This window comes from Klebsiella pneumoniae subsp. pneumoniae HS11286 (genome assembly GCF_000240185.1).
Taxonomy (GTDB): Bacteria; Pseudomonadota; Gammaproteobacteria; order Enterobacterales; family Enterobacteriaceae; genus Klebsiella; species Klebsiella pneumoniae.
In genome coordinates this window covers 3,152,990-3,173,331 of sequence record NC_016845.1, presented here as the reverse complement: position 1 = coordinate 3,173,331, position 20,342 = coordinate 3,152,990, and the positions used below count along the sequence as shown (strand labels likewise).

At 54.3% G+C, this 20,342-nt stretch carries 23 protein-coding genes; 12 read left to right on the top strand and 11 right to left on the bottom strand.

Features of this window, described 5'->3' with window-relative positions; translation table 11 throughout:
• Positions 1-40 precede the first annotated feature (40 nt).
• Positions 41-868, top strand: coding sequence for a putative potassium channel protein (locus KPHS_31860; protein YP_005227486.1), 828 nt, complete (start codon positions 41-43; stop codon positions 866-868).
• 62 nt (positions 869-930) lie between these two features.
• On the opposite strand, the gene KPHS_31850 is transcribed toward KPHS_31860, so the two are convergent.
• Positions 931-1,260, bottom strand: a complete 330-nt coding sequence (locus KPHS_31850) for a dsDNA-mimic protein (protein ID YP_005227485.1) — start codon at positions 1,258-1,260, stop codon at positions 931-933.
• Between the two features lie 34 nt (positions 1,261-1,294).
• Positions 1,295-2,755 carry a cardiolipin synthetase gene (locus KPHS_31840; protein ID YP_005227484.1) on the bottom strand — a complete coding sequence of 487 codons (1,461 nt, stop codon included), beginning with the start codon at positions 2,753-2,755 and terminating at the stop codon, positions 1,295-1,297.
• Positions 2,756-2,934: 179 nt separating this feature from the next.
• Between KPHS_31840 and KPHS_31830 the strand changes: the two genes are divergently transcribed.
• The gene (locus tag KPHS_31830) at positions 2,935-3,072 is read left to right on the top strand and encodes a YciY family protein (RefSeq protein YP_005227483.1); all 138 of its coding nucleotides are present in this window, start codon (positions 2,935-2,937) and stop codon (positions 3,070-3,072) included.
• Between the two features lie 165 nt (positions 3,073-3,237).
• Positions 3,238-3,363: a hypothetical protein gene (locus tag KPHS_31820; protein YP_005227482.1), complete on the top strand. Its 126-nt coding sequence runs from the start codon at positions 3,238-3,240 to the stop codon at positions 3,361-3,363.
• A 212-nt stretch (positions 3,364-3,575) separates the two neighbouring features.
• On the opposite strand, the gene KPHS_31810 is transcribed toward KPHS_31820, so the two are convergent.
• The 3 genes from KPHS_31810 to KPHS_31790 form a co-directional block, all read right to left on the bottom strand.
• The gene (locus KPHS_31810) at positions 3,576-4,223 is read right to left on the bottom strand and encodes a polyisoprenoid-binding protein (RefSeq protein ID YP_005227481.1); all 648 of its coding nucleotides are present in this window, start codon (positions 4,221-4,223) and stop codon (positions 3,576-3,578) included.
• A 428-nt stretch (positions 4,224-4,651) separates the two neighbouring features.
• A complete protein-coding gene (locus KPHS_31800; RefSeq protein ID YP_005227480.1) occupies positions 4,652-4,792 on the bottom strand; it encodes a hypothetical protein in 141 nt (46 codons plus the stop codon).
• Positions 4,793-4,904: 112 nt separating this feature from the next.
• Positions 4,905-5,201 (bottom strand): YciI domain protein, encoded by a 297-nt coding sequence (locus tag KPHS_31790; RefSeq protein ID YP_005227479.1) that lies wholly within the window; start codon positions 5,199-5,201, stop codon positions 4,905-4,907.
• Between the two features lie 168 nt (positions 5,202-5,369).
• On the opposite strand from KPHS_31790, the gene KPHS_31780 reads away from it, so the two are divergent.
• Positions 5,370-6,158: a transporter gene (locus tag KPHS_31780; RefSeq protein ID YP_005227478.1), complete on the top strand. Its 789-nt coding sequence runs from the start codon at positions 5,370-5,372 to the stop codon at positions 6,156-6,158.
• Between the two features lie 43 nt (positions 6,159-6,201).
• Here KPHS_31780 and KPHS_31770 read toward each other — a convergent pair whose 3' ends face one another.
• From KPHS_31770 to KPHS_31750, 3 genes are all read right to left on the bottom strand, one after another.
• Positions 6,202-7,074: a protein kinase-like protein gene (locus tag KPHS_31770; protein ID YP_005227477.1), complete on the bottom strand. Its 873-nt coding sequence runs from the start codon at positions 7,072-7,074 to the stop codon at positions 6,202-6,204.
• A 105-nt stretch (positions 7,075-7,179) separates the two neighbouring features.
• The gene (locus KPHS_31760; protein ID YP_005227476.1) at positions 7,180-7,464 is read right to left on the bottom strand and encodes a type V toxin-antitoxin system endoribonuclease antitoxin GhoS; all 285 of its coding nucleotides are present in this window, start codon (positions 7,462-7,464) and stop codon (positions 7,180-7,182) included.
• Between the two features lie 94 nt (positions 7,465-7,558).
• Positions 7,559-8,491, bottom strand: coding sequence for a 6-phosphofructokinase (locus KPHS_31750; RefSeq protein ID YP_005227475.1), 933 nt, complete (start codon positions 8,489-8,491; stop codon positions 7,559-7,561).
• Between the two features lie 389 nt (positions 8,492-8,880).
• On the opposite strand from KPHS_31750, the gene KPHS_31740 reads away from it, so the two are divergent.
• The 8 genes from KPHS_31740 to KPHS_31670 all read left to right on the top strand — a co-directional run bounded on the left by KPHS_31740 (position 8,881) and on the right by KPHS_31670 (position 17,711).
• Complete coding sequence (locus KPHS_31740) at positions 8,881-9,606, top strand: YdiY family protein (protein YP_005227474.1); 726 nt, start codon at positions 8,881-8,883, stop codon at positions 9,604-9,606.
• A 271-nt stretch (positions 9,607-9,877) separates the two neighbouring features.
• Positions 9,878-10,111: a hypothetical protein gene (locus KPHS_31730; protein ID YP_005227473.1), complete on the top strand. Its 234-nt coding sequence runs from the start codon at positions 9,878-9,880 to the stop codon at positions 10,109-10,111.
• A gap of 431 nt (positions 10,112-10,542) precedes the next feature.
• Entirely contained in the window at positions 10,543-12,471 is a 1,929-nt protein-coding gene (locus tag KPHS_31720) for a threonyl-tRNA synthetase (RefSeq protein ID YP_005227472.1), read from the top strand.
• 204 nt (positions 12,472-12,675) lie between these two features.
• A complete protein-coding gene (locus KPHS_31710; RefSeq protein YP_005227471.1) occupies positions 12,676-13,017 on the top strand; it encodes a translation initiation factor IF-3 in 342 nt (113 codons plus the stop codon).
• Between the two features lie 92 nt (positions 13,018-13,109).
• Positions 13,110-13,307 carry a 50S ribosomal protein L35 gene (locus KPHS_31700; RefSeq protein ID YP_005227470.1) on the top strand — a complete coding sequence of 66 codons (198 nt, stop codon included), beginning with the start codon at positions 13,110-13,112 and terminating at the stop codon, positions 13,305-13,307.
• Positions 13,308-14,020: 713 nt separating this feature from the next.
• A complete protein-coding gene (locus tag KPHS_31690) occupies positions 14,021-15,004 on the top strand; it encodes a phenylalanyl-tRNA synthetase subunit alpha (protein YP_005227469.1) in 984 nt (327 codons plus the stop codon).
• 15 nt (positions 15,005-15,019) lie between these two features.
• A complete protein-coding gene (locus KPHS_31680) occupies positions 15,020-17,407 on the top strand; it encodes a phenylalanyl-tRNA synthetase subunit beta (protein ID YP_005227468.1) in 2,388 nt (795 codons plus the stop codon).
• A 4-nt stretch (positions 17,408-17,411) separates the two neighbouring features.
• Entirely contained in the window at positions 17,412-17,711 is a 300-nt protein-coding gene (locus tag KPHS_31670) for an integration host factor subunit alpha (protein ID YP_005227467.1), read from the top strand.
• Positions 17,712-17,763: 52 nt separating this feature from the next.
• On the opposite strand, the gene KPHS_31660 is transcribed toward KPHS_31670, so the two are convergent.
• From KPHS_31660 to KPHS_31640, 3 genes are read right to left on the bottom strand one after another with little or no spacing between them, the layout of a single operon-like run.
• On the bottom strand, positions 17,764-18,117 hold the full coding sequence (locus KPHS_31660; RefSeq protein YP_005227466.1) for a putative translation initiation inhibitor: 354 nt from the start codon (positions 18,115-18,117) through the stop codon (positions 17,764-17,766).
• Entirely contained in the window at positions 18,114-19,367 is a 1,254-nt protein-coding gene (locus KPHS_31650) for a putative glycine/D-amino acid oxidase (protein ID YP_005227465.1), read from the bottom strand. The genes KPHS_31660 and KPHS_31650 overlap by 4 nt, the downstream gene beginning before the upstream one ends.
• Positions 19,368-19,416: 49 nt before the next feature.
• Positions 19,417-20,331, bottom strand: a complete 915-nt coding sequence (locus tag KPHS_31640; protein ID YP_005227464.1) for a LysR family transcriptional regulator — start codon at positions 20,329-20,331, stop codon at positions 19,417-19,419.
• Positions 20,332-20,342: the final 11 nt, after the last annotated feature.

Below are 20,342 nucleotides of genomic sequence, written 5' to 3'. Positions count from 1 at the left end.
CAGGTCAGCCCTTTTTTTTTGCGAGGTTAACGAAGTGGGTATGCTTTCTGCCGCTCGTCTGCGGCTTTATCATTTACTTTTCGATCAGAACCGACGTTCCGGCCGCCGCTTTGAAGGGCTGTGCGGACTTTTCGCCCTGCTCAGCGTACTGGTGATATTTATCGAGTCGGGACTGGGCACGCAATATCACCTGACATTAGATGAATGGCATATTTTCGTCTGGCTGGAGCTGCTGGTGACCGCGGTCTTTACCCTGGAATACCTGCTGCGTATCGCTACCTGGCCCAATCCGCTCCACTATATTTTCAGCTTTTGGGGGCTGATTGACCTGGCGACGATTTTACCGCTGTATGTGATGTGGCTATGGCCGGAAATTAGCCTCAATTATGTATTCGCCTGGCGGGCAATGCGGGCGATCCGCGCGCTGCGTATTCTCAAACTACTGCGCTTTATGCCTTCGCTCAACGTGTTCTGGCGAGCGATTGTCAGCGCGCGCCATCAGCTGATCCTGTTTTATTCGTTTATCGCCATTGTGATGGTGATTTTCGGCTCGTTAATGTATCTGATTGAGGGGCCGGAATACGGCTTTACCACGCTTAACGCCTCGGTCTATTGGGCCATCGTGACCATCACCACCGTCGGCTACGGAGACATCACGCCGCACACGCCGTTGGGTCGCATCCTGGCCTCCATTCTTATCCTGATCGGCTACTCCATTATTGCCATACCGACCGGACTTATCACCACGCATATGACCAGCGCCCTGAATCGTCGACGACAGCAGCGCCTGTGTCCGCAGTGTCAGCAGGGCGACCATGACGATAACGCCCGTTTCTGCCATGCCTGCGGTCATGCCTTGCCGAAGTAAGCTGGCGACGTAAAAAAGCCTGCCGGGAGAACCGCGGCAGGCTTTTTACTGGATGTTAAAGGTTATTCACGCCACAGAATATGGCACAGCTTATGATCTTTCTCGCGGCACAGCAGAACGCGGGCGAAGATATCATTGATTTCCCCGCCGTCGGTATCCGCCAGACCAATCACCACTTCGGCGAAGAAATCCGGGTTGAGATCGTAATCCACATGCTCTTCCCAGTCTGCCGAAGGGTCGAACAGTTCGGCGCCGCCGCGCTCCTCAAACTGCAGGTTAAACAGAATGATGTCCGCCGGGTCGAGATTGTCGGCCGCCAGTTCGAGGAAGATATCGTAAGCCTGCTCGAGCGTTTCGTCTTCGGTCAGGCGGTTGTTTAAATCCATATCCATGATTGCTACTCATTCGGTATCTGATGGGCACGTTTTACAGCAACGGGCTGAAGAAGTAAAACAGTCGCTCGGCGATCCGCTGCCACAGCGGACGTTTTAACCAGAGACGGGCATCCAGCAGGCGCGAGCGCGAGATATAATCATCCTGAACCGCCGCCAGATCGCTGCCGAAACCGGCGTCATCGATGACCAGGGTAATCTCGAAGTTGAGCCACAGGCTGCGCATATCCAGGTTGACGGTCCCCACGAGACTTAGCTCGCCATCGACCAGCACGCTCTTGGTATGCAACAGTCCGCCCTCAAACTGATAGATTTTGACCCCGGCCGCCAGCAGCTCGGTGAAGAAGGCCCGGCTGGCCCAGCCTACCAGCAGCGAATCGTTCTTGCGCGGTAAAATAATGCTCACGTCAACGCCGCGCTGGGCGGCGGTACAGATCGCATGCAGCAGGTCGTCGCTGGGTACGAAGTAGGGGGTGGTCATGATCAGATGCTCTTTCGCCGCATAGGCGGCGGTGAGGAGAGCCTGATGAATCAGATCTTCCGGAAAGCCCGGTCCGGAGGCGATCGTGTGAATAGTATGTCCGCTGGCCTCTTCGAACGGCATGATATTGACGTCCGGGGGCGGCGGCAGAATGCGCTTGCCGGTCTCTATTTCCCAGTCGCAGGAGTAGACGATGCCCATCGAGGTCGCCACCGGGCCTTCCATTCGCGCCATCAGATCAATCCACTGTCCGACTCCTGAGTCCTGTTTAAAGTAGCGCGGATCGACCATATTCATGCTGCCGGTGTAGGCGATATAGTTATCGATCATCACCATTTTACGATGCTGACGCAGGTCCATCCGGCGCAGGAATACGCGCATCAGGTTAACCTTAAGAGCTTCGACGACTTCAATACCGGCGTTACGCATCATCGCCGCCCATGGGCTGCGGAAAAAGGCCACGCTGCCCGCGGAGTCAAGCATTAGCCGACAGTGAACCCCGCGGCGAGCGGCGGCCATCAGCGATTCAGCGACGCTGTCGGCCATGCCGCCGGGCTGCCAGATATAAAAGACCATCTCTATGTTGTGACGGGCCAGCTGAATATCGCGGATCAGGGCCTGCATCACGTCGTCAGATTCCGTCAGCAGCTGTAGCTGGTTGCCTTTTACGCCGCCAATGCCCTGACGCCGTTCGCACAGCTTGAACAGGGATTCGGCCACCGGGCTGTTATCTTCCGCGAAGATATGTTTGCAGGCTTTGAGGTCGTTTAACCACTTGGCCGTCGAGGGCCACATCGCCCTGGCGCGCTCGGCCCGACGCTTGCCGAGATGCAGCTCGCCAAAGGAGAGATAGGCGATGATCCCCACCAGCGGCAGGATATAAATGATCAGCAACCATGCCATGGCGGACGGGACAGCGCGGCGTTTCATTAGAATTCGTAATGTTACACCGGCGATCAACAGCCAGTACCCCAGAATGACCAGCCAGTTCACCACCGTGTAAAAGGTTGTCATAGATGTAAAATCCTTTTGAATGACGATATGTGATGAGTTTACGCATCAGTATTTTTCTGGCAAATAAAAACGCAGCGAAAGCGGTAGTCAGTTGCTGGCAGAGGTTTATAATGGGGGCTGTTTTCACTCGTAGAGTCGTTGCAATGAAGCGTAGTAGAACGGAAGTAGGGCGCTGGCGCATGCTGAGACAGGTGAATCGCCGTAAAGCGCGCTGGCTGGAAGCCCAATCGCGCCGCAATATGCGGATCCTCGCTATCAGGAAGGGGCTGGTGAAACGGCAGCGTCATGCCCTGCTGTTTATCTTCCCTGACAGCTAAGCGAGCAGGCAAACGGCACCGTACGCGGTGCCGTTGTCGTTTTTCTCTCTGCGCTAAATTCCCGTTGCTCATCGCCATAGGGCAATGATGGTTTTTCATGCTGCGATGCGACGACAAAACAGAGCTCCCGCCTCAGTGAAAGAGAGATGCTACGCCTGGCTTGTAATGACGGACGACAAGATCCAGAGCCAAGTCGTTTGCGGCGCGACAGGAATTAACCGTCAGATAGCATTTATTGCCGCTCAGGGTTTATTGCCGCTCAGGAAGGGCATGGCGTTGTTAAATGCTTAATGATATGACCGGCCAGCTGCGGTAACCAGGCGGGAGCTGAGGGAATGAGAAAACAGACTCAGACAGGCAAGGGGGTTATTAAGCGGTCCAGCGCGTTGAAGCTAAATGAACCGACCGATCCTGACCATGAATAATCTGAGCCTGTTATATTATTCAGAGAGGCCATGCAATAAGCATCCTGAATAAAACGCAATCGTTGCGCCAGCTTTTACTTATTTTGCATAGGCTTCCGTGGATAACGTGATGGTGACGTTATCACTTACCGCCGGCACATATTTATCAAGCTTAAAGTCTGAACGTTTTATCACCCCGGTGGCATCAAATCCAATGGCCTCTTTTTTCACCATTGGGTGCATATCCTGCTTATTCAGGACGGCATGCAGGACCACCGGTTTGGTGATGCCTTTAATGGTCAAATTACCTTCCACATCATATTTATTGTCGCCTTTGCTTTCCACTTTGGTACTCTGGAAAGTGGCGTCGGGAAACGTTTTAACATCAAAATACTCTTTGCCTAAAAACTCATCCGTTAACGCCTTGACGTGAGCGTCAATGGTTTTCACTGGCAGCGTGACGTTCACCGAGGATTTCTCCGGATTCTCTTTATCAAAGGCCAGTTTCCCTGAAACATCAGAGATATAGGCGGTAGGGTTTGAGAAGCCGAAATGGTTCCAGGAGATCACAACCGAGGTATGCTGTGGATCAAGACTGTATTCCTTAGCCGCGGCTTGCGACACAGGAATATATAAGGCAAGTACAGAAAGCAATGCGGTTTTTTTCAGGGTATTCACACAATAATCCTCAAAATCGGCAGGTACATAAATGTTAGCCCAAAAAAATACAGGGCTTATTGAAAACATTTGTTATTCCCTTTCAAATTTTTTAATCAAGCAGTGATGCCCCTACTATCACTCTGCGTGAAGTTTACGCAACGAAATTAATAGGCTTTAAAAATGATGCTCAGCAACTTAACGCTGGCAGCGTAGTTAATATCCCTTTATGCCTGCCAGGTAAACCTTTGTCTACAGGGGGGTTATTTCCACGTGCTTTCAAGCGGCTACGGTCCTGAATATAGCAAGATGGGCTACGTTCGGTTCCGCGGCATCCGCAGTGGATGCCCAATAATATTTTTTTCGGGCTTTCATGTCTGTCGTTAAGCAACTATCTTTCAGTTATTTTTTTTCATTCTATTGCACTGTAGATTTATAGGGCTATATCAGGATGTGCTGACATTAAATGCAAGCGCTAAATAACAACGCGATCCTCCCTAACAGCCTTACACAAGGTATTAGTAATTCACTATCACGCGCGGCGTCGATGTTTTGTCAGCATTTTCCATTGCCGAAAAAAGCGAGGCGATGGTCGATGATGGGGTAGCAGGAGAAAGTGCGTGCTCATCTTCCAGGCTTCTCAGGCGGATAACAGTCAACGCTTTCGCGAGGTTAAAAAGGGCGACACTTCAATGTCGTGTACCAAAATGCGCCCTTCATTCTGATGACCTGGGTGTTTTTGTGGTTAGCCAGAAAAAGGAAAGGGTATTTTCAAAAAACCTTCTTATACGGCTTAACTGAGACCTGGCGGTAAACCCCGGCGGCGATATACGGATCGTCATTAGCCCAGGCCTGGGCCGCTTCCAGCGATTCAAACTCGGCAATCACCGTTGAGCCGCTGAATCCTGCTGCGCCCGGTTCGTTACTGTCAACGGCCGGCATTGGCCCGGCGGTAAGCAGTCGGCCTTCATCGTGTAAGAGTTGTAAACGCGCGAGATGCGCGGGGCGAACCGACAGCCGCTTTTCCAGAGAATCGGCGATATCTTCAGCGTAGATAACGTAAAGCACGGCAAAGCTCCTTATCAATAATCAGGCGAATTACGTTAAGTTAAACAGCGATGGACTGCAATGCAAAGATGCGCTCTGGAGTGGAAAGCACTGCCGACGCAGCTTTTTTCTGCAAATGGCGGCAAAAATTGACTCAGGTTAAGACGCCTTATTGAATATGATTGCTATTTGCATTTAAAATCGGAGCATCATTTTTCAACAGAAACGACTATGAGCGCAATGACCCTTGATTTACCTCGCCGCTTTCCGTGGCCAACGCTGCTGTCCGTGGCTATCCACGGTGCCGTTGTGGCGGGGCTGCTTTATACCTCGGTACATCAGGTTATTGAACAGCCTTCTCCGACGCAGCCGATAGAGATCACAATGGTGGCGCCGGCCGATCTTGAGCCGCCTCCGGCGGCGCAGCCTGTCGTGGAGCCCGTTGTTGAACCCGAACCTGAGCCGGAGCCAGAGGTAGCGCCTGAACCGCCGAAAGAGGCGCCGGTGGTGATCCATAAACCGGAACCTAAGCCGAAGCCCAAACCTAAACCCAAGCCTAAGCCGGAGAAAAAGGTTGAACAGCCGAAGCGGGAAGTGAAGCCGGCAGCAGAGCCGCGTCCGGCCTCGCCGTTTGAAAACAACAATACGGCGCCGGCGCGTACAGCGCCAAGTACCTCGACCGCAGCGGCTAAACCCACCGTTACTGCTCCGAGCGGCCCGCGGGCGATCAGCCGCGTTCAGCCGTCCTATCCGCCGCGCGCTCAGGCGCTGCGCATTGAAGGGACGGTACGGGTGAAGTTTGACGTTTCGCCTGATGGCCGCATTGATAATCTGCAGATCCTCTCTGCTCAGCCGGCGAATATGTTCGAACGCGAGGTGAAAAGCGCGATGCGCAGATGGCGTTATGAGCAGGGAAGACCGGGTACCGGCGTAACGATGACCATCAAATTCCGCCTGAACGGCGTCGAGATTAACTGATAAAACGCTGCGGCGGACCGGCAAGGTCCGCCGTGAAGCTTGTTTAACGCATTTTCTCCATCAATACATCATCCAGCGCCTGCTGGGCCGTTACCAGGTGCTGGCCGCCAAACAAAATCGCTCTGTTCAGCAGAGTATAAAGCTGATAAATCGGCTGACGATCGAGAAAACCCGACGGCAGAGGCGAAACGGACTGATAGCCGTCATAGATTTGCGGGGGCTGTTCCGGATGCATCGGCAGCATGGCTAAATCGCACTCGCGGTCGCCCCAGTAGCAGGCGGGATCGAATATATAGGGGCCATCCGGCCCTAAAGCGCAGTTGCCGGACCACAGATCCCCGTGCAACAGCGAAGGCTGCGGCTGATGGTTGGCCAGTCGCTGCTGTACCATATCGACTAAGGTATCGATATCGCCAAAGTGCAATCCCTTCTCCGCCGCGAGCTCCAGCTGCCAGCCGATACGCTGCTCGGCAAAAAAAACCGACCAGCGACGCTGCCAGGCGTTGGGCTGCGGCGTGGTGGAAAGATCGTTATCAAAATCCAGACCGAACTGCGGCTGATCGCTCCACTGATGGAGGTGGGCTAGCTGCTGGCCAAGCAGAAACGCATTGTGCGCATCCAGCGGACGGGGAGGGAGGTACTCCATGACCACGAAGCTATAGTCGCGATCGCTGCCGACGGCAAAGACCTGCGGTACGCGAACGGTTTTGCTTCGCGACAGCAGCTCCAGCTGATCGGACTCGGCGGTGAAGATAGGCAGAAGTTCCCGTTCGTCGCATTTCACGAAGTAATCTTTCCCGCCGAAGCGTAAATGCCAGGCGGAATGGATCTCTCCACCGGGCAGCTCGGTTTTCAGTTCGATTTCAGCGTCTTCGGTATGCCAATCGCGTAAAAGAGTACTGATTGCTTGCCACATGCTGTCTCTCCCCATGTTTTCCACCATATCATAAGGTTAGCGCATTACTACCGGGTAAACCTGGAACTGACGCACAACTGACGCTTTCCGTTGCGCTAAACGCACTTATTGAGCTTTTAACCACTCGGCGAATGTGGCCACAGCGATTTCCGCCGGGCGGCCAAGGGCCGCTTCCGCCAGGCCGGCGCTGAGGGCCTTAACTTCCTCGGCCGTCTGGCCGCTCAGCAGGCCGAAGGTGTTGGTACCCAGCTCATGGGGCGAGCCCTCTTCATCATTGAGCGTCAGTACAAACCCGGCACGGGTAAAATGGTTGCTGACCTCATTGATCTCCGTCAGCGCCTGTTCATGGAAGGTCACGCTGACGACCCAGGCGGTAATCTCATTACTCATCTCTACACCCCGTTGTTATGCATGGCCTTTCCAGCATAGACCATCCTGCTTATATTGTGATTCCCCTCCGCCGGCGCGGAGGGGGCAGGGAAGATCAACGCCCGCAGAGATAATCATAGATTTTTTGCGTATTGGCCCGCGAGCAGAGGCGGGTGCCCTGGTTGATGGTCGCGGCGCTACCGGCGGCGACGCCAAAGCGTACCATGTCTTCAAGGCTGGCGTTTTCCGCCAGACGCAAGGTCATGGCGCCCACCATGCTGTCGCCAGCGCCGACGGTGCTCTGGCTTTTCATCGGTGGCGGCACTACCTGAACGCTGCCGCTGGCGTCCACGCCTAATGCCCCCTGCGGACCCAGGGAGACCACCACCCGGCGCACTTTACCGGACTGGATCAACGACTGAGCGGCAAGGCGCACGTCATCGGGTTGGCTGAGATCGCGCTGCACGAGGGCGCTAAGCTCTTTCTGGTTCGGTTTCACCAGCTCAATATTGCCGACGTCCAGCGCGGCGGCCAGCGCATCGCCGGAACTGTCAATGATGCAGCGCAGTCCCTGCTGTTGCGCATTTTTCACCAGCTGCATCAGGTTATCGACGCTAATACCTGGCGGCAGGCTGCCGCTGACCACCAGCAGAGAGCCGGGTTCGATAGTCAGAACCTTCTCTTCCAGACGGCGGAATTCATCGTCCGTCAGTGCCGCGCCGGGCATAACGAAGCGATACTGTTCGCCGCTGGCGGCCACGTGGACGTGCAGGTTTTGCCGCGTCCAGTCGCGGGTTTCGACGGTCTCGACCGGCACCTGCTCATCGGCCAGCAGGGCGGCAAGATGCTCGCCGGTAGCGCCACCGACCGGGAAAATGGCGGTGGCTTTGCCGCCGAGAAAGGTCACGGCGCGGGCCACGTTGATCCCGCCGCCGCCAGGTTCAAATACCGGCGCGCTGCAGCGAAGTTTGCCTTCCGGGTAGATCTGTGGGGTTTGCGTGGCGCTATCCAGCGAGGGGGCCAGCGTGAGCGTGTAAATTTTGGTCATTCCTTCTCCTCCTTAATACGGCGACTGTCGTTAATTTAAGCATGGCACGATGACTCGGGGAGGGAAAGTCCAGTTCCTGACAGTTTTGCAAAGATGCCTCTATTTTCATTATGAAATAAAGATTGTTTCCGGAGCTGTCTTATTCAAAAAACGAAAGAGTAAGTGATTGCTATGTTATTCGTGCTTTTTTATAATTTGCTACCTTTCTTAGGACCTGCACTCCGCGATCCTCGCGAAAGTTTCCGGGACCCTCAGGTCTCTTTTATGTTGTACGGACGCTAAATTCAATGAGCCGGCGAGATTATGCCTGTTCATCATTTGTACTGTCCTAAAAAAATGTATTTTAGAGAGTTATAATGAAGCTTTTAAAGACAGTACCCGCAGCGGTTATGCTGGCGGGGGGGCTTTTTGCGTCTGTTGGCGCAATGGCCGATGATTCTGTATTTACCGTCATGGATGACCCTTCCGCTGCCAAAAAACCGTTCGAAGGGGTGGTTAACGCAGGCTACCTGGCGCAGTCCGGCAACACCAAGAGCTCTTCGATGACGGCGGATTCCACCCTGACCTGGTATGGTAATACCACCGCCTGGTCGCTGTGGGGCAACGCCAGCAACACGTCGTCCAATGATGAGCGATCCTCAGAAAAATATGCTGTCGGCGGACGTAGCCGCTACAACCTGACCGATATGAACTATGTCTTTGGTCAGGGTAGCTGGCTAACAGACCGCTACAACGGCTATCAACAGCGCGATGTTGTGACGGCGGGCTATGGTCGTCAGATCCTCAACGGGCCGGTGCACAGTCTGCGGTTTGAATTCGGTCCTGGCGTTCGCTATGACGAATATACCGACGGGGATACTGATACCCAGCCGCTGGGTTATGCTTCGGGTACATGGGCCTGGCAGATGACCGATAACGCCAAATTTTCGCAAGGGGTATCGGTGTTCGGCGCCGAGGACACCACGGTCAACTCAGAGAGCGCGTTAAACGTGGCGATTAACGCCCATTTCGCCCTGAAGGTCGCCTACAACGTGACCTGGAACTCTGAGCCGCCTGCGTCCGCGCCGGAGCATACCGATCGCCGGACCTCGCTCTCCCTCGGGTATAAGATGTAATATTTCAGGCCGGGTTTTCCCCGGCCTGTTCGTTTTGGTTTTAGCAATTAGTGATATTATTTTTTCTGGCCGTTCGTTTTACTTTTTGTAAAAAGGAAATAGCCCTCCATTTTTTCTCCATTATTCACGAGCGCCTGACAAATATTCATTCTATTTGACACAAATAGCTAAATATTCGACGGACAAATATGTGATCTGGATCTATACTAACAACCACTGACCGGAGGGCGACATTGCCCGGTCTGTTTTCCGTAATAAGAGAATTAACATCATGAAAAACAATCGTTATACCATCGCAGCCCTGGCGCTGTGCGTGCTTTCTTTTGGCGCATCAGCCGCCACGCCCGTTCCGCCATCGGGTCATCAGGATCATACCCAGGTAGGTATCGCCAAAGCCTCTGACGTTGAGGCTGGTTCGAATATTGCGCCCGGCGCCCCTACCACCGGAAAATCCATGAACGACGCCTTTAATGTGCATACGCTGGTGGCCGGCGAGTGGTCTTAATATTGCAGGCTATCGTTTCGCGAGCGGTCTAATAAGCCGGGTTAAGTGGTACCGGTTTAATGGCCCGCGGTATACATTCAGCAGGCAATATCTCCACGTCTCTTTTATCATGTCCGAATAATATCGTCCGGCGCCATTGGCCAATATTACCGCGCCACATCGCTTATATTCTGCTTTTTATCCGTGGCCCTCTTGTTTTCTCCGCATTCCGCCATCATTTATGCTGTTGCGGCTTTAATCACGTACCAATGATGTGTAAACTACTCCCCGGTGTTATCAGCAGGCGGCTGCAGGGGGGAGCGATCGTTCCGGTCGTGCTCCTATTTTCGCAGAGTGAAGCGGGAACTGCGCCTTAACCTGATGATAATTATGATTATATAGTTTTGTATGTGCTCTTTCGTGCGGGGCACCACTGCAAATAAGGACATAAAATGCCTGTAATTACGCTTCCTGATGGCAGCCAACGCCATTTTGACCACGCAGTTAGTCCGATGGATGTCGCGCTGGATATCGGTCCAGGCCTGGCGAAAGCCACCATTGCCGGGCGGGTAAATGGTGAACTGGTAGACGCCTGTGACCCGATCGAATCCGATTCCACTCTCTCTATCATCACCGCGAAAGATGAAGAAGGGCTGGAGATCATTCGTCACTCCTGCGCGCACCTGTTAGGCCATGCCATCAAACAGCTGTGGCCCAACACCAAAATGGCTATCGGTCCGGTTGTCGATAATGGTTTCTACTATGACGTAGACCTCGACCACACCCTGACCCAGGAAGATATCGACGCGCTCGAAAAACGTATGCATGAGCTCGCCGAGAAAAACTACGACGTTATCAAGAAGAAAGTGAGCTGGCATGAAGCGCGTGAAACCTTCGTGAAACGCGGCGAAAGCTATAAAGTTTCTATTCTTGATGAAAACATTGCCCATGATGACAAGCCTGGCCTGTATCATCATGAAGAATATATCGATATGTGCCGCGGTCCGCACGTACCGAACATGCGCTTCTGCCATCACTTTAAGCTGATGAAAACCGCCGGAGCCTACTGGCGCGGCGACAGCAACAATAAAATGTTGCAGCGTATCTACGGCACCGCGTGGGCAGATAAAAAAGCGCTGAATGCCTACCTGCAGCGTCTGGAAGAAGCCGCCAAGCGTGACCACCGTAAAATCGGTAAGCAGCTCGACCTGTATCACATGCAGGAAGAGGCGCCGGGGATGGTGTTCTGGCACAATGACGGCTGGACCATCTTCCGTGAACTGGAAACGTTTGTTCGTTCTAAACTGAAAGAGTACCAGTATCAGGAAGTAAAAGGTCCGTTCATGATGGACCGTGTGCTGTGGGAAAAAACCGGCCACTGGGACAACTACAAAGATGCGATGTTCACCACCTCTTCTGAGAACCGTGAATACTGTATCAAGCCGATGAACTGCCCGGGTCACGTGCAGATCTTCAACCAGGGGCTGAAATCCTACCGCGACCTGCCGCTGCGTATGGCGGAATTCGGTAGCTGCCACCGTAACGAACCGTCTGGCGCGCTGCATGGTCTGATGCGCGTGCGCGGCTTTACCCAGGATGATGCGCATATCTTCTGTACTGAAGATCAGGTTCGCGATGAAGTGAACGCCTGTATTCGTATGGTCTACGATATGTATAGCACCTTTGGCTTCGAGAAGATCGTCGTCAAACTGTCGACTCGCCCGGAAAAACGTATCGGTAGCGACGAGACCTGGGATCGCGCGGAAGCGGATCTGGCGGTGGCGCTGGAAGAAAATAACATCCCATTTGAATATCAACTGGGTGAAGGGGCGTTCTACGGCCCGAAAATTGAATTTACCCTGTATGACTGCCTCGATCGTGCATGGCAGTGCGGTACCGTACAGCTGGACTTCTCTCTGCCGCAGCGTTTAAGCGCCTCCTATGTGGGCGAAAACAACGAGCGTCAGGTGCCGGTCATGATTCACCGTGCGATTCTCGGTTCTCTGGAGCGCTTCATTGGCATCCTGACCGAAGAGTTCGCAGGCTTCTTCCCAACCTGGATTGCACCAGTGCAGGTAGTGGTCATGAATATTACCGATTCTCAGGCTGAATACGTTAACGAATTGACGCGTAAACTACAAAATGCGGGCATTCGTGTAAAAGCAGACTTGAGAAATGAGAAGATTGGCTTTAAAATCCGCGAGCACACTTTACGTCGTGTCCCGTATATGTTGGTCTGTGGCGACAAAGAAGTCGAAGCCGGCAAAGTGGCCGTGCGCACCCGTCGCGGGAAAGACCTCGGCAGCATGGACGTAAATGAAGTGATCGAGAAGCTGCAACAAGAGATTCGCAGCCGCAGTCTTCAACAACTGGAGGAATAAGGTATTAAAGGCGGAAAACGAGTTCAAACGGCACGTCCGAATCGTATTAATGGCGAGATTCGCGCCCAGGAAGTTCGCTTAACAGGTCTGGAAGGTGAGCAGCTGGGAATTGTGAGTCTGAGAGAAGCTATCGAAAAGGCTGAAGAGGCTGGAGTAGATTTAGTTGAAATCAGCCCTAACGCCGAGCCGCCAGTTTGTCGTATCATGGACTACGGCAAGTTCCTTTATGAAAAGAGTAAGTCTTCTAAGGAACAGAAGAAGAAGCAGAAAGTTATCCAGGTTAAGGAAATTAAATTCCGCCCTGGTACTGATGAAGGTGACTATCAGGTAAAACTCCGCAGCCTGATTCGCTTTCTCGAAGATGGCGATAAGGCCAAGATCACGCTGCGTTTCCGCGGTCGTGAGATGGCCCACCAGCAGATCGGTATGGAAGTGCTTAACCGCGTGAAAGACGATCTGGTTGAACTGGCAGTAGTCGAATCCTTCCCAACGAAGATCGAAGGCCGCCAGATGATCATGGTGCTCGCTCCTAAGAAGAAACAGTAAGGCCATCAAGAAACATTTCCGGTGGGCTTCGGCTCACTGGTTTTGTTCGCCTTTGTTTCGTTTATTAACAATGCGAAGTGGAAGTTATTAAAATGCCAAAAATTAAGACCGTACGCGGTGCTGCTAAGCGCTTCAAAAAAACCGGTAAAGGTGGTTTTAAGCACAAGCACGCTAACCTGCGTCACATTCTGACTAAAAAAGCTACCAAGCGTAAACGTCACCTGCGTCCGAAAGCCATGGTTTCCAAAGGCGATCTGGGCCTGGTTATCGCGTGCCTGCCGTACGCATAAGTCGTTAACGTTTAACTTTTTTAACTTAGAATAGATACAGGAGAGCACACATGGCTCGCGTAAAACGTGGTGTAATTGCACGTGCACGTCACAAGAAAATTTTGAAACAAGCTAAAGGCTACTACGGTGCGCGTTCTCGCGTATACCGCGTTGCCTTCCAGGCTGTTATCAAAGCTGGTCAGTACGCTTACCGTGACCGTCGTCAACGTAAACGTCAGTTCCGTCAACTGTGGATTGCACGTATCAACGCAGCAGCACGTCAGAACGGTATTTCTTACAGCAAATTCATCAATGGCCTGAAAAAAGCCTCTGTTGAAATCGACCGTAAGATCCTGGCTGACATCGCTGTATTCGACAAAGTAGCGTTCACCGCTCTGGTCGAAAAAGCGAAAGCAGCTCTGGCATAAGCCAGTTGAAAGAGGGAGCTTGTCTCCCTCTTTTCGTTTCAACACCATCAATACATTGACTTTTATCGGCGCAGGCTTTTCAATACAGCTCTGACGTTTCTTACCAGACAAGGTAATGCAAGCATGAATGCTGCTATTTTCCGCTTCTTTTTTTACTTCAGCACCTGAACTCAGGGGGCTTGCGCGTGAAAGAAGAAACGGAAAACAGCGCCAGAAAGCCTCCCCTGTGGAGGCTTTTTTCGTATATGGATTCGGAATATTAATTTCACTATAACCGGTGTCTGCACCGACATAATGAGGAAAACCATGTCACATCTCGCAGAGCTGGTTGCCAGTGCCAAGGCAGCCATTAACGAGGCATCAGATGTTGCTGCGCTGGACAACGTCCGCGTGGAATACCTGGGTAAAAAAGGGCATCTGACCCTGCAAATGACCACCCTGCGTGAGCTGCCGCCGGAAGAGCGTCCGGCAGCCGGTGCGGTCATCAACGAGGCGAAAGAGCAGGTGCAGCAGGCGCTGAACGCGCGTAAAGCTGAACTGGAAGGCGCAGCGCTGAATGCGCGTCTGGCCGCAGAGACCATTGACGTCTCGCTGCCGGGTCGCCGCATTGAAAACGGCGGCCTGCATCCGGTTACTCGCACCATCGACCGTATTGAAAGTTTCTTCGGTGAGCTCGGCTTTACCGTGGCGACGGGCCCGGAAATCGAAGACGATTACCACAACTTCGATGCGCTGAATATTCCGGGTCACCATCCGGCGCGCGCTGACCACGACACTTTCTGGTTCGATGCCACTCGCCTGCTGCGTACGCAGACCTCCGGCGTGCAGATCCGCACCATGGAAAACCAGCAGCCGCCTATCCGTATTATCGCGCCGGGCCGCGTCTATCGTAACGACTACGATCAGACCCACACCCCGATGTTCCATCAGATGGAAGGTCTGATCGTTGATAAAAATATCAGCTTCACCAACCTGAAAGGGACGCTGCACGACTTCCTGAACAACTTCTTTGAAGAAGATCTGCAGGTCCGCTTCCGTCCGTCCTACTTCCCGTTCACCGAACCGTCTGCGGAAGTTGACGTGATGGGTAAAAACGGCAAATGGCTGGAAGTGCTGGGCTGCGGGATGGTGCACCCGAACGTGCTGCGTAACGTGGGTATCGATCCGGAAGTCTACTCCGGCTTCGCCTTCGGCATGGGCATGGAGCGTCTGACCATGCTGCGCTATGGCGTCACCGATCTGCGCGCGTTCTTCGAAAACGATCTGCGTTTCCTCAAACAGTTTAAATAAGGGCAGGACAGAACAATGAAATTCAGTGAACTGTGGTTACGCGAATGGGTTAACCCGGCGATCGACAGCGAAGCGCTTTCCGATCAGATCACCATGGCGGGCCTCGAAGTAGATGGCGTTGAGCCGGTCGCCGGCAGCTTCAACGGCGTCGTTGTCGGTGAAGTGGTGGAGTGCGGTCAGCACCCGAACGCCGATAAACTGCGCGTCACCAAAGTCAACGTCGGCGGCGAACGCCTGCTGGACATCGTCTGCGGCGCGCCAAACTGCCGTCAGGGGCTAAAGGTCGCGGTAGCCACCATCGGCGCCGTGCTGCCGGGCGATTTCAAAATCAAGGCCGCGAAGCTGCGCGGCGAGCCGTCTGAGGGGATGCTGTGCTCCTTCTCCGAGCTGGGTATTTCCGACGACCATAGCGGTATCATCGAGCTGCCGGCAGATGCGCCCATCGGCACCGATATTCGCGAATATCTCAAGCTTGACGATAACACCATCGAAATCAGCGTCACGCCAAACCGCGCCGACTGCCTGGGCATCATTGGCGTGGCGCGCGATGTCGCTGTCCTGAACAAAGCGCCGCTGAACGCGCCGGAAATCACGCCGGTTGCCGCGACGATTGACGACGTGCTGCCGATTCAGGTTGACGCGCCGCAGGCTTGCCCGCGCTATCTGGGGCGCGTGGTGAAAGGTATCAACGTCAAAGCGCCGACGCCGCTGTGGATGAAAGAGAAGCTGCGCCGCTGCGGGATCCGCTCCATCGACGCGGTGGTTGACGTGACCAACTATGTGCTGCTTGAGCTGGGTCAGCCGATGCACGCCTTTGACCGCGACCGTATTGAAGGCGGGATCGTGGTGCGCATGGCGAAAGAAGGGGAAACCCTGGTCCTGCTCGATGGCTCTGAAGCAAAGCTCGACAGCGACACTCTGGTCATTGCAGACCATAACAAAGCGCTGGCGATGGGGGGGATCTTCGGCGGGGAACACTCCGGCGTTAACGACGAAACCCAGAACGTGCTGCTGGAATGCGCGTTCTTCAGCCCGCTGTCCATTACCGGCCGCGCGCGCCGTCATGGCCTGCACACCGATGCCTCTCACCGCTATGAGCGCGGCGTCGATCCGGCCCTGCAGTATAAAGCGCTGGAGCGTGCAACCCGTCTGCTGATCGACCTCTGCGGCGGTGAAGCCGGCCCGGTCATTGACGTTACCAGCAAAGAGAATCTACCAACACGCGCCACCATTACGCTGCGTCGCAGCAAGCTGGATCGCCTGATTGGCCACCATATCGCTGACGCGCAGGTCACCGACATTCTGCAGCGCCTCGGCTGCGAAGTGACGGTTGGCGAGGGCGAATGGCAGGCGGTTGCGCCGAGCTGGCGTTTCGACATGGAGATCGAAGAAGATCTGGTTGAAGAAGTGGCTCGCGTTTACGGCTACAACAACATTCCTGACGAGCCGGTGCAGGCGGGTCTGATCATGGGAACCCACCGCGAAGCGGACCTGTCGCTGAAGCGCGTGAAAACGCTGCTGAACGACAAAGGCTATCAGGAAGTGATCACCTACAGCTTCGTCGACCCGAAAGTCCAGCAGCTGATCCACGCCGGGGAAGAGGCGCTGATCCTGCCAAGCCCGATCTCCAGCGAAATGTCGGCGATGCGCCTGTCGCTGTGGACCGGCCTGCTGGGCACCGTGGTCTACAACCAGAACCGTCAGCAGAGCCGGGTGCGCATCTTTGAGAGCGGCCTGCGCTTTGTGCCGGACACCAATGCGCCGCTGGGCATTCGTCAGGATGTGATGCTGGCCGGGGCGATCTGCGGCAACCGCTACGAAGAGCACTGGACACTGGCGAAAGAGACGGTCGATTTCTATGATCTGAAAGGCGATCTGGAAGCCGTTCTGGATTTAACCGGAAAATTAGCGGATATCGAATTCCGTGCTGAAGCGACCACCGCGCTGCATCCGGGACAATCCGCAGCGATTTATCTTAAAGGTGAACGCATTGGTTTCATTGGGGTTGTTCATCCTGAGCTGGAACGTAAACTGGATCTGAACGGTCGCACTCTGGTGTTCGAACTGGAGTGGAACAAGCTCGCAGACCGCGTGGTGCCTCAGGCGCGCGATATTTCCCGCTTCCCGGCGAACCGTCGCGACATCGCGGTGCTGGTCGCGGAAAACGTGGCTGCCGCCGATGTTTTAGCCGAATGTAAGAAAGTTGGCGTAAATCAGGTAGTTGGCGTAAACTTATTTGACGTGTACCGTGGTAAGGGTGTGGCGGAAGGGTATAAGAGCCTTGCGATTAGCCTGATCCTGCAGGATACCAGCCGTACACTCGAAGAAGAGGAGATTGCCGCTACCGTTGCCAGATGTGTAGAGGCATTAAAAGAGCGATTCCAGGCATCATTGAGGGATTGAACCTATGGCGCTTACAAAAGCTGAAATGTCAGAATATCTGTTTGATAAGCTTGGGCTTAGCAAGCGGGATGCCAAAGAACTGGTCGAGTTGTTTTTCGAAGAGATCCGTCGTGCTCTGGAAAACGGAGAACAGGTCAAACTCTCCGGGTTCGGCAACTTCGATTTGCGGGATAAAAACCAACGCCCGGGACGTAACCCGAAGACGGGGGAGGATATTCCCATTACAGCCCGGCGCGTGGTGACCTTCAGACCCGGTCAGAAGCTGAAAAGCCGTGTCGAAAACGCGTCGCCGAAAGACAAATAATCTGAACTAATTAAAAAGGCCGCATTGCGGCCTTTTTCTTTTCTGTCAATCTTTACGCTTTGACGGCGGTGAGCATGATCTCCACCAGGATTTCTGGTCGCGCCATCTCCGCCTGCACGGCCGCTCGCGCCGGGCTATAGCCTTCCGGCATCCATTGCACCCACACCTCATTGAATGCGGCAAAGTCACGCTCGATATTTTTCAACCAGATCTGCGCGGAGAGAATGTGCTGCTTATCGCTCCCGGCCGCGGCCAGCAGCGCGTCGATCTTCTCCAGTACTTCACGGGTTTGTAAAACGATATCGTCTTCATTGCTTTTTGGCGTCTGCCCGGAGAGGAACAGCAGATCGCCATACGCAACGCTGGCGGCAAGACGAGGTTGTGGATTATTGCGAATAATTGTCATGCGGTTTGTTTCCATGTGAGACCTTCTAAAGAAATGTCTGGCATCTGATTGTCGATTAACGCGCCCAGCACCACCGCGCTGCCGGCGGCGAGAGTAAAGCCGAGGCTACCCTGGCCGAGGTTCATCCACAGGTTGGGGTATCCGGCGCGCCCCAGCATCGGCGGGCCAGCTGGCGTTGACGGGCGCATGCCGGTCCAGACTTCGGCCTCGTCCAGCCCCTCCAGTTCAGGAAAGCTGCGGGCGACGATGTTTTTCAGCGCCTGAATGCGGCTTTCGCGCAGTTCGTCGCCGTCGTAGCCGATGTCCACCATCGCCGCGATACGCAGCTGTTGGCCAAGGCGGGCATAAACGATTTTGTGCCCGTAGTCGGTGACGCTGATGTCAGGGGCAATACCTGCTTTTTCAGGATAGGGCAGGGTCAGGCTGTACCCCTTCAGGGCGCACAGCGGCACGCGAACCCCCAGATGCCCAAGCAGAGAACCACTGCCGTTACCGGCGGCGACGACATACTCATCGCCGGTGAGGGTCCCCTGACTGGTCTCCAGGCTGCTGATGCGTCCCCCGCGCTTATTGAGTCGCCGCACCTCACACTGGGTCAGCAGGCTAAAGTCGCTGCTGGCATTGAGCTTGTCGAGCAGGGCAAGGCAGAACTGATGACAATCTGCCGTTTCATCGCCTGGCGAATAGATTCCGCCCTGCAGAGAAGGACTAATATGTTTGAGCGCCGGCTCCAGCTGCAGGCAGGCTTCAGCATTCAGCGCCTGCTGATACTGAGGATCAATCCCTTTTGCTGCTTTATTAAAATCATATTCGCGACGATGGATAATTAATTTTCCGCTGCGCCGCCAGTGGAAATCGGCAAGATTATCCTCATCCCGCCACGCCTGCATGACCTGACGGCTGAGCAACGACAGGCGTAAAATATGGTCGCCATTCATTTTATTGGTCTGGTTATTACAGGCGCGCAGAAACTGCAGCAGCCAGCGCCACTGCTGGAGAGACATCCTGAGACGCATATTCAGCGGCGAATCGGCTTTGCCCATCCATTTCATTCCCTGCAGGGGAACGCCGCTGTCGGCAAGGGGGGCGACGTAGCGGTAACTTAATTGTCCGCCGTTGGCAAAACTGGTGGCGCTGCCCGGTTCGGCATTGCGCTCCAGTAATTGCACCTGATGGCCGCGCTTGATCAGTTCCCAGGCCGTGGCCAGACCGACCACGCCGCCGCCGATAATGACAATGCGTTTGTTCATAACCCGATATATCCACCGCTGATAAATTTATCGGGTTATGTCAAAGCATTTACCCCAGCGGCGCAATTGACTTTTTATGGTCAGGGTATAACCGCAGGTTAATCTCCTTGAGCTGCTGGCGCAGACGCTGGCAGAGAAAATCGACGAACTTTTGCGCCATCGGGCTCAGGGAAACGTCGGCCCGGCGTAACAGACAGAGGTTAATCGCCATCGGCGGCGTAATGGGATGGATCATCTCCGGGGCCAGGTTGTGCTGGGCGGAGAAGATATCAGTGATGCTGCAGCCCATGCCGCGCTTCACGAACTCGGTGGCCATATAGTAGGTCTGGACGTTTAGCCGGGTGGTGGAAAAGTCGCGACGGGTGGCGATGGCGGCAGAGAGCGAGTGCGGTCCCGGCGAGATCCAGCGCTGCTGGTCGATCTGATCGATCTCCACCGCCCCCTGACGATAATGACGGTCGATGTACACCAGCGGTACTTCGGCAATCAGGGTGGTCAGGATCTCTCCCTGCTGCACCGGCTGTAGCGTCAGCGCCAAATCTATCTCGCGCAAATCCAGTTTTTTGACCAGCGTCTCGGTGTGCTCGGTAGTGAGCGTCATCACCACGTTGCTGTTTTGCTGATAAAAGTCGGTCACCAGCTCCGGCACCAGGCTTAACCCCAGGCTTGGCAGACAGCCTAAAGTGATCTTGGCGCGCGGATCGCGAGCCAGGTTGTCGGCCAGCAGGCGCAGGTTGTCCAGGTCCTGATAAATGCTCTGCGCTTTTTCGAAAAGTGTGATCGCCTCGCTGGTCGGCAGCAGCTTGCCGCGCACCCGCTGAAACAGGGTAAAACCCAGCTTCATTTCGGCGCTTTTTAACGCTTTGCTGGCCGCGGGCTGGGAGATATTGAGCGCTTCCGCCGCCCGCGATAAAGAGCCGCAGGTCATGACGGCATAGAAGATTTCCAGATGACGCAGTTTCATGAACAGTTAAC